This window comes from Microbacterium sp. nov. GSS16, assembly GCF_028198145.1.
In the GTDB taxonomy this organism is placed as follows: Bacteria; Actinomycetota; Actinomycetes; order Actinomycetales; family Microbacteriaceae; genus Microbacterium.
Map to the genome: position 1 here is coordinate 592,161 of NZ_CP116338.1, position 12,278 is coordinate 604,438.

At 70.1% G+C, this 12,278-nt stretch carries 11 protein-coding genes; 5 read left to right on the plus strand and 6 right to left on the minus strand.

What is annotated here, in order from left to right; all coding sequences use genetic code 11:
* Window positions 1-20: 20 nt before the first annotated feature.
* Genes PGB26_RS02735 through PGB26_RS02755 form a run of 5 tightly spaced genes read right to left on the minus strand, consistent with a single transcriptional unit; the run spans window position 21 to window position 4,978 of the window.
* The gene (locus PGB26_RS02735; RefSeq protein ID WP_271638770.1) at window positions 21-974 is read right to left on the minus strand and encodes a siderophore-interacting protein; all 954 of its coding nucleotides are present in this window, start codon (window positions 972-974) and stop codon (window positions 21-23) included.
* Window positions 964-1,764 (minus strand): ABC transporter ATP-binding protein, encoded by an 801-nt coding sequence (locus tag PGB26_RS02740; protein WP_271638771.1) that lies wholly within the window; start codon window positions 1,762-1,764, stop codon window positions 964-966. Before PGB26_RS02740 ends, PGB26_RS02735 begins: the two co-directional genes overlap by 11 nt.
* Window positions 1,761-2,831 (minus strand): FecCD family ABC transporter permease, encoded by a 1,071-nt coding sequence (locus tag PGB26_RS02745; protein ID WP_271639717.1) that lies wholly within the window; start codon window positions 2,829-2,831, stop codon window positions 1,761-1,763. The genes PGB26_RS02740 and PGB26_RS02745 overlap by 4 nt, the downstream gene beginning before the upstream one ends.
* Before the next feature lie 47 nt (window positions 2,832-2,878).
* Window positions 2,879-3,925, minus strand: coding sequence for a FecCD family ABC transporter permease (locus PGB26_RS02750; RefSeq protein WP_271638772.1), 1,047 nt, complete (start codon window positions 3,923-3,925; stop codon window positions 2,879-2,881).
* 27 nt (window positions 3,926-3,952) lie between these two features.
* Window positions 3,953-4,978: an iron-siderophore ABC transporter substrate-binding protein gene (locus tag PGB26_RS02755; protein ID WP_271638773.1), complete on the minus strand. Its 1,026-nt coding sequence runs from the start codon at window positions 4,976-4,978 to the stop codon at window positions 3,953-3,955.
* A 112-nt stretch (window positions 4,979-5,090) separates the two neighbouring features.
* On the opposite strand from PGB26_RS02755, the gene PGB26_RS02760 reads away from it, so the two are divergent.
* The 5 genes from PGB26_RS02760 to nhaA all read left to right on the plus strand — a co-directional run bounded on the left by PGB26_RS02760 (window position 5,091) and on the right by nhaA (window position 11,800).
* Window positions 5,091-6,017: a 2-hydroxyacid dehydrogenase gene (locus PGB26_RS02760; RefSeq protein WP_271638774.1), complete on the plus strand. Its 927-nt coding sequence runs from the start codon at window positions 5,091-5,093 to the stop codon at window positions 6,015-6,017.
* 23 nt (window positions 6,018-6,040) lie between these two features.
* Window positions 6,041-7,702 carry a glycoside hydrolase family 13 protein gene (locus PGB26_RS02765; protein ID WP_271638775.1) on the plus strand — a complete coding sequence of 554 codons (1,662 nt, stop codon included), beginning with the start codon at window positions 6,041-6,043 and terminating at the stop codon, window positions 7,700-7,702.
* Window positions 7,703-7,732: 30 nt separating this feature from the next.
* Complete coding sequence (locus PGB26_RS02770; RefSeq protein ID WP_271638776.1) at window positions 7,733-8,746, plus strand: LacI family DNA-binding transcriptional regulator; 1,014 nt, start codon at window positions 7,733-7,735, stop codon at window positions 8,744-8,746.
* 202 nt (window positions 8,747-8,948) lie between these two features.
* A complete protein-coding gene (locus tag PGB26_RS02775; protein ID WP_271638777.1) occupies window positions 8,949-10,409 on the plus strand; it encodes an alanine/glycine:cation symporter family protein in 1,461 nt (486 codons plus the stop codon).
* Between the two features lie 113 nt (window positions 10,410-10,522).
* The gene (gene nhaA / locus PGB26_RS02780) at window positions 10,523-11,800 is read left to right on the plus strand and encodes a Na+/H+ antiporter NhaA (protein ID WP_271638778.1); all 1,278 of its coding nucleotides are present in this window, start codon (window positions 10,523-10,525) and stop codon (window positions 11,798-11,800) included.
* A gap of 62 nt (window positions 11,801-11,862) precedes the next feature.
* Here the strand turns inward: nhaA and PGB26_RS02785 are convergent, their stop codons facing one another.
* On the minus strand, window positions 11,863-12,066 hold the full coding sequence (locus tag PGB26_RS02785; RefSeq protein WP_271638779.1) for a cold-shock protein: 204 nt from the start codon (window positions 12,064-12,066) through the stop codon (window positions 11,863-11,865).
* Between the last annotated feature and the right edge of the window lie 212 nt (window positions 12,067-12,278).

Sequence of the window (12,278 nt, forward strand, 5' to 3'; positions counted from 1 at the left end):
GCCGTGGCGTTCGAGGTCGTTCAGCCGCGCATGGCGACGCCGTGTCGCCAGTACCCCATGAACGCCACCTGCGCACGGTCGACCCCGATGTCCTTGACGAGGTGACGACGCAGCGTGGTCACCACTCCGCTCTCGCCGGCGATCCAGAAGTACCGGTCGGCGGGCGCGTGGGTCGCGGCGATCTGCTCGCCGAGGCTGGAGTACGCCGGGGTCTCCCAGAGAAGGTCCTCGGTGTCGACATCGCGCACGTCGACGTGCGTGTGCGCGTCGCCGAGATGGGCGAGCACCGCCGGGATGAGCGCCGATCCGTGGGCGTCGCCGTCGGCGCGGGGCAGCCAGGTGATCTCCACGCCCGCCGGTGCTGCGATCTCGAGCACGTCGGCCGGCTCGGGCACCTCGATGAACGCGGTGCCCCGCAGGTCGCGCGGGGCGTCCTCGAGGATGCGCGCGATCGCCGGCGCCGCCGTCTCGTCACCGGCGAGGAGCACCGAGCGCGCTTCGCCGGGCGCGAACTCCGCGCCGCCGTGCTCCCGGGCCGACACCCCGCGGCGCGGGCCCACGATGAAGATCGGCTGCCCCACGCGTGCGTCGGCCGCCCATCGCGAGGCCGGGCCGGTGAGGCCGGGGCTCAGATGCAGCACGAAGTCGATGACGATCTCGGTGCCCGCATCCGTCACGGTGAGCTCGCGCAGCGAGTACGTGCGCATCGAGCCTCTCTCGGTCTCCGGCACGGCCAGGTAGGATCCCCACCAGTCATCGCCGTCACGGTCGATCGGCGGCACGGCATCCGGTCGGGGCGGGAAGATCAGCTTGATGCGCGAGTCGAACGTGTCGCCCGGGGTGCCGAGCTCGTCGAGGTCGTCGCCACCCAAGGTGATCCGCACGAAGTTCGGCGAGACGCGCTCGACCGCGCGCACCTCGGCGAGCGCCAGCAGGTAGCTGGGCCGGGTCTTCGTCGTGGTGTCAGCGGACATGATGCCTCCCGATGGGGGTGACCATCGGCTTGCCCGAGACGGGGTCGACGGTGATCTGATTGGCGAGGCCGAAGACCTCCTGGACGAGTTCTGCGGTGACGATCTCCTCCGGGGCGCCGACGGCGTGCACCCGGCCGTCTTTCATGGCCACCAGCTCGTCGCTGTACCGAGCGGCGAGGTTGAGGTCGTGCAGCACCATCACGATGGTGGTGCCGCGCGAGGCGCTCAGGTCGGTGAGCAGATCGAGCACCTCGACCTGGTGGGCGACGTCGAGGAACGTGGTCGGCTCGTCGAGCAGCAGGATGTCGGTCTGCTGCGCGAGCGCCATCGCGATCCACACCCGCTGGCGCTGGCCGCCCGACAGCTCGTCCACGCTGCGATCGGCGAGATCGCTGATGCCGGTCGCGTCGAGAGCATCGGCGACGACCGCGTAGTCCTGGGCGCTCCAGCGCGCGAGCATCCGCTGATGCGGGTGTCGCCCCCGGCCCACGAGGTCGGCCACAGCGATCCCCTCGGGTGCGACGGGCGATTGCGGCAGCAGCCCGAGAACGCGCGCGACCTCCTTCGACGGGCGCGCGTGCACCGAGGTGCCGTCGAGCACGATCTGGCCGCCGGCGGGGCTGAGCAGGCGCGCCAGCGCCCGAAGCAGCGTCGACTTGCCGCATCCGTTCGCCCCGACGATCGAGGTGATCCGGCCGGGCGCGATCGACAGATCGAGCGCCTCGATCACCGTGCGGTCGCCGTACGCGAGCGTGACGGATTCGGCCGCGAGAGTGTGCGCCGCGGTCACAGGGAGCCTCCCGAGCGGTTGGTGCGGATGAGCAGGTAGATCAGGAAGGGCGCGCCCAGCACGCCGGTGACGACTCCGACCGGATAGCGGGCGCCGAGGGCGAACTGGGCGAGCAGGTCGCTGCCGAGCACGAGCGCCGCGCCGACGAAGGCGCTGGGCAGCAGCAGGTTCGCGCCGGGGCCGGTGATGCGCGCGGCGATCGGCCCGGCCATGAACGCGGCGAAGGCGATGGGTCCGGCGGCTGCAGTCGCGAAGGCGAGCAGCGCGACCGCCCCGAGGATGAACAGCATGCGCGTCGCGTTGACCCGCACCCCGAGGCCGGCGGCGGAGTCGTCGCCCAGCTGCATGGCACCGAGCGAGCGCCCCTGCGACAGCATCAACGGCATCACGACCACGGCGGCGGTCGCCATCGGCAGCACGCGCTCCCACGAGGCGTTGTTGAGGCTGCCGCTGAGCCACTGCATGGCGGTCTGGATGTCCCAGCTCGCCGCGCGCGAGAGAAGGTACGAGATCACGCTCTGCAGCACCGCGGCGACCCCGATGCCGATGAGGATCAGCCGGGTGCCGGCGAAGCCGCCTCTGATCGAGAGGGCGTAGATGAGCGCGGCCGTGGCGAGCGCACCGCCGAGTGCGAGCAGCGACACCGCCGGGCCGTCGAGCGAGAGCACGATGATGCCGATCACCGCTGCGGCACCGGCGCCGTGCGAGATGCCGATGATGTCGGGAGAGGCGAGCGGATTGCGCAGCAGCGTCTGGAACGTCACGCCGGCCATCCCGAAGCCGAGTCCGGTCAGCACCGCCAGCACGGCCCGGGGCAGCCGCAGCTCGCCCACCGTGAACGAGGCCCCCGGCACCGATTCGCCGAGCACGACCCGCACGATCTGATCGGGACTGTAGAACCGGTCGCCGACCATGAGCGCGACGGCGAAGAGCACGCACACCAGAGCGCCCAGCAGGATCGTGGCGACGGCGTGGCGACGGTGTCGCGCGCGGCGGCCGGCGATGATGCGCACGACGCGCTGCGCGCCGGTGTCGGCCGACCGCTCGAGCGTGTGCGCGGTCGGGATGCTGGTCTCGATCGGGGCATGTGCGCCTGCCGTGCGCTCGCGTGTGCTCACAGCTCGCGCACCTTCTGCCTGCGTACGATCCAGATGAAGAAGGGCGCACCGACGATCGCCGTGATGATGCCGACCTGGATCTCCTCCCCGGACGGGGCGATGACGCGGCCGATGACGTCGCTCGCGGTCAGCAGCACCGCTCCCGCCATCGCCGAGAACGGCATCAGCCAGCGATGGTCGGTGCCGATCAGCATCCGGCACACGTGCGGCACGACCAGACCGACGAAGCCGATCGGCCCGGCGATCGCGGTGGCGGCGCCGGCGAGGATCACGGCGCCGAGCGCTGCGAGCATCCGCGTGCGAGCGACGTTCTCGCCGAGGCCCCTGGCCATGTCGTCACCGAGCGCGAGCGAGTTCATCCCCCGTGCGCTCAGCAGGCAGATGAGGGCGCCGAGCGCCAGCACGGGCGCGGTGACCGCGATGCGCGGCCATTCCGCACCGCCGACGCCGCCCACCTGCCACGACTGGAACGCCTGCAGCAGATCGACCCGCGGCAGCATGATCGCACTGATCAGGGAGGCGAAGGCGGCCGAGGTCGCCGCACCCGCGAGGGCGAGCTTGAGCGGGGTGGCACCGCCACGGCCCAGCGAGCCGACCGCGTACACGAAGACCGCTGCCACCGCGGCGCCCGAGATCGCGAAGGCCATCTGCCCGAACGGGTCGCTCAACCCGAACGAGGCGATGCCGACGACCACAGCGAGGGAGGCGCCGTTGGAGACGCCGAGAATGCCGGGTTCGGCGATCGGGTTGCGGGTGACGGCCTGCATGGCCGCGCCCGCCATGGCGAGCGCGGCGCCGATCAGCAGGGCCAGCGCCGTGCGCGGCATCCGCTTGATGATCGCGGCCTGCTCGATCGTGTCGCTCTGCCCCGACAGGGCGGCGAACAGATCGTCGATCGTCACCGCGCGCACACCGAACGAGATCGACAGGATGCTGAGCACGACCAGCGCCGCGACGCCCGCCATCAGCCACGACGCGCGCACCAGCGCCGGACGGCGCAGGTGCGCGGCGGCCGGTGCTGGTGCGGCGGTGGTGGAGGTCACGAACGGGTCTCCGCAGGCGGAAGGGACTTACTTCGCCAGCGGCGCGGCGAGGATGTCGAAGTAGTCGTTCAGGCCCCACGGAATCGACAGCGGCGACGGGTTGGCGGATGCGGCGATCGGCGTCGCGTCGGGCAGGATCGCGATGCGCCCCTCGGCGATCGCGGGGATCTTCGACAGCAGCGGATCGGCCTGCAGGGTCGCCACGGTGGAGTCGTCGCCGTAGGTGACGAACAGGTCGACGTCGTCGAAGCGCTGCGCCTCCTCGGCCGACACCTCGAGGTAGAACTGGTCGCTGTCTTCGCTGTCGGCGACGATCTGCGGCAGCGGCAGGCCGAGCTCGTGCAGGTAGCCGGGGCGGGTGTCGGCGGCGGTGTAGTAGCCGATCTTCGACAGGTCGCTCATATCGAAGTAGCCGAACAGCACCTTCGCCTCTTTCAGCTCCGGATGCTGGGCCAGTGCGGCCTCTGCGTCGGCATCGAGCTGCTCGATGAGGGCGTCGCCCTCCTTCTCGAGGCCGAGCGCCTCGGAGTTCATCTCGATCATGTCCTCGACCGAGGTGCCCCACGCGACCTCGGGGTAGGCGACGACGGGAGCGATCTTCGACAGCGTGTCGTACTCCTCCTGCGTGAGCCCGGAGTACGCGGCGAGGATCACGTCGGGGGCGGTGTCGGCGACGGCCTCGTAGTCGATCCCGTCGGTCTCGTCGAACAACACCGGCTTCTCACCACCGAGCTCGTCGAGCTTCTCCTCGACCCAGGGCAGGATGCCGTCGTTGTCGTCGTCTCCCCAGGTGGCCTTGCTCATGCCCACCGGGACGATGCCGAGCGCCAGGGGGACCTCGTGGTTCGCCCATGCGACGCTGGCGACCCGCTCGGGCTTGGCGTCGATCACCGTCTCGCCGAAGGCGTGCTCGATGGTGACGGGGAACGACTCGCCGGACGACCCCGTGGAGGCATTCGAGTCGGTGCTGTCATCGGCTGCGGACGCGCAGCCGGCGAGACCGACGGCGAGGGCCGCGGCGGCTGCGAGGGCGAGGAGGCGGGAAGATCGCACGGGCGTTCCTTCGAGTGGGTGGCTGCGGCACCGAGATCCGGTGTGCACTTTGGTAAGGCTTGCCTAAGGTAGCACGCGAACCTCGGAGGGCGCACGCCGGTAGGGTCGTAGCGTGACCCTGCTCGTTACCGTGCCGACCGAACGCCTCGCCGCGAATCTGGGCGCGCTGCCGGAGGGGGTCGACCTGCGGATCTGGGATCTGCGCTCGCCCGCACCCGCAGACCGCATCGACATCGTCGTGCCACCGTACATGGGCGGCAGCAGCGTGCTGTCGGCCCTCGACGGGCTCGACGTCCGGCTCGTGCAGGGTCAGTCGATCGGCTACGACGGCGTCGCCGAGACGCTGCCGGCCGGCATCCCGTTCGCGAACGCCGCGAGCGTGCACGAGGCATCGACCGCTGAGCTCGCGGTGGGCATGATGATCGCCGCGCAGCGGCAGCTACCGCGCTTCGTGGCCGCGCAGGAGCGCGGCGAGTGGGCACCCGTGTTCGCCGAGAGTCTCGCCGACCGGCGGGTGCTGCTGGTGGGCTTCGGCGGAGTGGGCACGGCGATCGCCCGGCGCCTCGCGCCGTTCGAGGTCGAGCTGACCGCGGTCGCGCGCACCGCCCGCACCGAGCAGATCGACGGGATCGGCGAGGTGAGCGTGCACGGCATGGACGATCTCGACGCCCTGCTGCCCGGTGCCGAGATCGTCGTGCTGAGCCTGCCGTCCACCGACGAGACGCATCACCTGTTCGACGCCGCGCGCATCGCGCGCATGGCACCGGGCGCGCTGCTCGTGAACGTCGGGCGGGGGCCTCTGGTCGAAACGGATGCCCTGGTCGCCGCGCTGAACTCAGGCGCGATCCGCGCAGCATCCGACGTCTTCGAAGAGGAGCCGCTGCCCGCCGGGCATCCGCTCTGGAGTACGCCGAACCTGCTGATTACGCCGCACGGCGGAGGGGCGTCGACGGCGATGAATCCGCGCATGGCCCGGCTCATCCGCCGCCAGATCGATCGAATGCTCGCGGGCGAGCCGCCCGTGAACATCGTCCTGTAAGCGCTTGCACTAGGGTGGGGATCATGGCACAGCGTGAGCAGATGGCAGCACCCGGCTCTGAGTGGTGGCGCACCGCCGTCATCTACCAGATCTACCCCCGGTCCTTCTCCGACGCCTCGGGCGACGGAATCGGCGACCTGCCCGGCATCACCAGCCGGCTAGACGATCTGAAGAGCCTCGGTATCGACGCCATCTGGCTGAGCCCGTTCATGACGAGCCCGCAGCGCGACGCCGGATACGACGTAGCCGACTATCGCGACGTCGACCCGCTGTTCGGCACGCTCGACGATTTCGACGTCATGCTGAACGCGGCGCACGCCCGCGGCATCCGGGTCATCGTCGATCTCGTGCCCAACCACTCCTCAGACCAGCACGTCTGGTTCCAGGAGGCGCTGAAGGCGGGCCCCGGCAGCCCCGAGCGCGCCCGCTACGTGTTCCGCGACGGCCGAGGCGAGAACGGCGAGCTGCCCCCGAACAACTGGCAGAGCGTGTTCGGCGGCGGCATGTGGGAGCGCGTGACCGAGCCCGACGGCACTCCCGGCCAGTGGTATCTGCACATCTTCGACGCCACCCAGCCCGACTTCGACTGGACGAACGACGAGGTGCGCGAGGAGTTCCGCAGCATCCTGCGCTTCTGGCTCGACCGCGGCGTCGACGGATTCCGCGTCGACGTGGCGCACGGGATGATGAAGGAGGCGGGGCTGCCCGACTACGCGCCCGTCGCCGACGCCGACTCGATGGGCGGCGGCGAGGAGAACGTGCCGTACTGGGGCCAGGACGAGGTGCACGACATCTACCGCGACTGGCACAACGTGCTCGCTGAATACGACGGCGATCGCGCGCTGTGCGGCGAGGCCTGGCTGCCGACGCTGAAGAAGACCGCCCTCTGGGTGCGTCCCGACGAGATGCACCAGACCTTCAACTTCCCCTACCTGATGACGCCGTGGGATGCCCAGGAGCTGCGCCTCGTCATCCGCGAATCGCTCGATGCGTTCGGAGCGGTGGGCGCACCCAGCACCTGGGTGCTGTCGAATCACGACGTGATCCGACACGCCTCGCGACTCGCACTGACCGCCGACAGCCCGCAGGGCGACGGCATCGGCCCGAACTCGCAGGGCAAGCCCGACCCGGCCATCGGTCTGTCCCGCGGTCGCGCGGCGACCACCGTGATGCTCTCGCTGCCCGGCTCGGCCTACGTCTACCAGGGCGAGGAGCTCGGCCTTCCCGAGGCGATGGAGATCCCCGACGAGTTCCGACAGGACCCGACGTGGTTCCGCACGAACGGCGAGCGCTACGGTCGCGACGGCTGCCGCGTTCCGCTGCCGTGGACGGCCGAGGGCCCCGCGTTCGGATTCAACGACACCGGCGCCTCGTGGCTGCCGCAGCCGGCGGAGTGGGCGAGCTTCGCGCGCGATGCCGAGGAGCGCGAGCCGGATTCGACGCTGAACCTCTACAAGAGCCTGCTTCGCGAGCGCGCCGCGCGCGGTCTGGGCAGCGGCTCGCTCGTCTGGGACGATGTGGCCGATTCGGCCGTGGCCTTCCACCGCGGCGAGCTGCACGTGGTCGCGAACCTCGGCGACGAGCCGATCGAGCTCGGCGATGACGTCACCTTCGTCGTGCAGAGCGAGCCGTTCACAGGCACCGCGCTGCCGCCGAACACGGCCGCCTGGTTCACACGCGCCTGAGCGGGTCGGCGGTCGGGATAGGCTGACGTCGTGGTGAGCATCGACGAGGTCGCAAGGCTCGCCGGAGTGTCGACGGCGACCGTCTCGCGCGCGCTCAGCGGGCGCGGGCACGTGTCGGAGCGCGCACGAGAGCGCGTGCGCTCCGCGGCCGACTCCCTTGGGTACGTCGTGTCGTCGCGCGCGTCGAGCCTGGCATCCGGACGCACGCAGAACGTCGGGGTCATCGTCCCCTTCCTCGACCGCTGGTTCTTCAGCACCGTGCTCTCGGGCGCGACCAGCGCGCTCATGCGCGCCGGCTACGACGTCACGCTGTACAACATCACGGCCGACGCCGCCGTGCGCCGAGAGGTGTTCTCGACCTTCCTGCGTCGCCAGCGGGTGGATGCCGTGATCGCCGTCGCCATCGAGCTCGACGGCGACGAGACCGCCCAGCTGCTCGATCTCGGCCTGCCGGTGATCGGCGTCGGCGGCCCGAATCCGCGGCTGCGCACGCTGACGTTCGACGACACCGCCGTCGCGCGCCTGGCCACCGAGCACCTGATCGGGCTCGGACACCGCGACATCGCGCACATCGGCGCCGCCGCGGAGTTCGAGGCCGACTTCCGGGTGCCCTCCCGCCGGCGTCTCGGCTTCGAGCAGGCGCTGTCGGATGCGAACATCCCCGCAGATCCCGCACTGTTCGAACCCGCCGACTTCACCGTCGACGGCGGGCACCGCGCCGCCACTCGGCTGCTCAGCGGCCCGGGACCGCGGCCGTCCGCGATCTTCGCCGCGTCGGACGAGATGGCGATCGGCGCCCTGCTCGCGGCGCGAGAGCTCGGCATCGATGTGCCGGAGGACGTGTCGATCGTCGGCATCGACGGCTACGAACTGGGCGAGTTCTTCGAGCTCACGACGGTCGATCAGTTCCCGCTCGCGCAGGGCGAGCGCGCGGCGGCGGCGATCCTCGCGCAGCTCGAGAGCGCTGCGGATGCCGCGCCCGCCGACCTGCCCTACGAGCTGATCGTGCGCCGCACGACCGCGCCGCCGCGGCCGCGGCCGTAAGCGTCCGGCATCCGGCATCCGGCATCCGGCGACCCGCGACCTGCACCCCCGCGAGACTTGAGTTTCAGCACGAGACAGGGCGCCCCGACGTCGGTTTCGTGCTGGAGCGCAAGTCTCGCGGTTGACTTCACAAACACATCCATCCGGGCGATTCGGCCCGGCGCTGGCTCGGTTGGCGGACCGCTGCCTGAATACTGGTCGGATGGACGCACTCAACGACTTCGTGCTCTTCTTTGGCGACAAGCTCTGGACGTGGGCGGTGCTGCCCATCCTGCTGCTGCTCGGCCTCTACTTCACCTTCCGCTCGGGCGTCGTGCAGTTCCGCCTCATCCCCGAGATGTTCCGCACGCTCACCGACCGCACCCCGACGGATGCCGACGGCAGGCCGCAGTCGGTGTCGGCGTTCCAGGCGTTCACGATCTCGGCGGCATCCCGAGTCGGCGTCGGCAACATCGCCGGCGTCGGCACCGCGATCGCGCTCGGCGGTCCGGGCGCGGTGTTCTGGATGTGGACGATGGCGTTCATCGGCGGCGCGTCGAGCTTCATCGAGTCGACCCTGGGGCAGACCTTCAAGGTGCGCGACCAGGACGGCTTCCGCGGGGGGCCCGCGTACTACATGCAGAACGGGCTGAAGGCCCGCTGGATGGGCATCGTCTTCGCGGTCATCCTCATCCTGTGCTTCCCGTTCTCGTTCAACTCGCTGCAGGCCAACACGATCAGCGCGACCGTGTCGGGCAGCTTCGGCGGCGAGGTCACATGGATCCCGTGGGTGGTCGGCGCGGTCCTCGCGACGCTCACCGCGCTCGTGATCTTCGGCGGCGTGCGCCGCATCGCCAGCGTCTCGTCTGCGGTCGTCCCGCTGATGGCGCTGATCTACCTGCTGCTGGGTCTGGTGATCGTCGCGATCCACATCGACCGCCTGCCCGAGGTCTTCGCCTCGATCTACACGCAGGCGTGGGGCACGAAGGAGGTCGCCGGCGGCGCCCTGGGCACCATCATCATGATCGGCGCGAAGCGCGGCATGTTCTCGAACGAAGCGGGACTCGGCTCGGCGCCGAACGCCGGCGCGACCGCCGCCGTCACGCACCCGGTCAAGCAGGGCCTGGTGCAGACGCTCGGCGTCTACTTCGACACGTTCCTGGTCTGCTCGATCACCGCGTTCATCGTGCTCGTCGCGACCCCCGACCTGGCGAACGCCGAGCAAGGCATCGTGCTCACGCAGAACGCCCTGGTCAGCTCGCTCGGCTCGTGGTCGAACATCGTACTGAGCGTGATCATCTTCCTGCTGGCGTTCAGCTCGATCCTCGGCAACTACTACTACGGCGAGTCGAACATCGAGTTCATCCGCGCCAGGCGCGGCGTGCTGCAGACCTACCGCGCCCTGGTGGTGCTGGTCGTCTTCCTCGGCTCGATCGCGTCGGCAGACCTCATCTGGAACACCGCCGACAGCATCATGGGCGTCATGGCGATCGTGAACCTCATCGCGATCGCGCTGCTATCCGGCGTCGCCTTCAAACTGCTGCGCGACTACCTCGACCAGCGCCGCGCGGGCCTCGACCCGGTCTTCACCCGGGAGCGGATGCCCGAGGTCACGGGCATCCAGTGCTGGGAGGACGAGCTGAGCGTCACCGGACCGATCCCCGTCGCCGGCCGCAGACGCTGAGCGCGGTGCCGCTCAGGCGGCACCCTGCTTCGGCGCATACGCCCCGATAGGGTGGAGGAGGAGTGTCGGGAAGCCTGGTCGACGTCATCGTCCGTCGACCCGGAAGGCCCCGAATGGTGCGCTCCTCCTCCCTCTTCCGCCCGCTGTTCCCCACGTCGTCGCGCGCGGAGTCGCGCCGCGTCGGCGAGATCCTCCGCACCGAGACGACCGGTGGCGTCCTGCTCGTCGTCGCCGCGGCCGTCGCGCTGCTGTGGGCGAACTCGCCGTGGGCCGACGGCTACTTCGCCCTTCGCGATGTGCGAGTCGGCTACGAGCCGTGGCACCTCGACCTCACGCTCGGGCAGTGGGCGGCGGACGGTCTGCTGGCGGTCTTCTTCTTCATGGTCGGCCTCGAGCTCAAGCGCGAGTTCGTCGCCGGGGATCTGCGGCGATTCAGCACCGCGATCGTCCCGGTCGTCGCGGCGCTCGGCGGCGTGGCGGTGCCCGCGCTGGTCTACGTCGCTGTCACGAGCGGCACGCCGGATGCTGCCAGGGGGTGGGCCATCCCCACAGCCACCGACATCGCGTTCGCGGTCGCGGTGCTCGCGATCATCGGCTCGCATCTGCCCAGCGCGCTGCGCATCTTCCTGCTGACGCTGGCCGTGGTCGACGATCTCGTCGCGATCGCGATCATCGCGATCTTCTACACCGACAGCATCGACGTCATCCCGCTGCTGCTGGCGGCGCTCGTGATCGTCGCGTACGGCGTCATCGCGCAGCGCTACCGGAGGCTGTTCCGCCTGCACGCGTCGGCGGCGTGGCTCATCCTGCTGCCGATCGGCTTCGTCGCCTGGGCGCTCGTGCACGCGTCTGGTGTGCATGCGACGATCGCGGGCGTGCTGCTCGGCTTCACGATCCCCGTGCTGCACCGTCGTGCGGCGCACGAAGACGAGAGCGGCCCTGGTCTGGCCGAGATCTTCGAGCACCGGTTCCGTCCGCTCTCCAGCGCCATCGCGGTGCCTGTCTTCGCCTTCTTCTCAGCCGGCGTGGCCATCGGCGGTCTCGAGGGGTGGCTCTCGGCGCTCGGCGACCCGGTGGTGCTCGGCATCATCCTCGGCCTGATCGTGGGGAAGCCGATCGGCATCGCCGTCGCCACGTGGGCCGTCACCCGGGTGCGGCGGATCGATCTCGATCCCTCGCTGCAGTGGATCGACATCATCGGCGTGGGGCTGCTCGCCGGCATCGGCTTCACGGTCTCGCTCCTCGTGGCCGAGCTGAGCTTCGACGTCGCCGACCCCCACCACGATCAGGCGAAGGTGGCGATCCTCACTGCATCGGTGGGCGCCGCCGTGCTGGCGTCCGCCCTGCTGGGGCTGCGCAACCGCCGCTACCGGAAGAACGCGGCGACCTGACCAGACGCAAAAGAACCGGCCGGGAACCACGTGGGTCCCGGCCGGTTCTGTAGACGCTCAGATCAGAGCGCGCGGATCTTCGCCGCCTGCATGCCCTTGGGGCCGCGCTCGGGCTCGAACTCCACCTTCTGGTTCTCGGTGAGCTCCTTGTAGCCGGAGCCCTCGATCGCCGAGAAGTGCGCGAACAGGTCGTCGGAGCCGTCATCGGGTGCGATGAAGCCGAAGCCCTTCTCGGAGTTGAACCATTTCACAGTGCCAGTGGCCATGTGCTTCTGCCTTCTTTCGATGTGGCCGCTGTCGCAGCCGAAGTGCCCCCGCTGAATTGTCCGGCGGGTACGTTACGACGATGCCGATGAGGTGACGCAATGCGTGCGACCCGACGGGATCGTGGGGATCCTGTTCCGCGGAACTCACACGCGGGATGGGATCGGGGTGATGGGCTGCAGCGAGATTCGCGAGCCTTGTGAGAGTGGGCCCT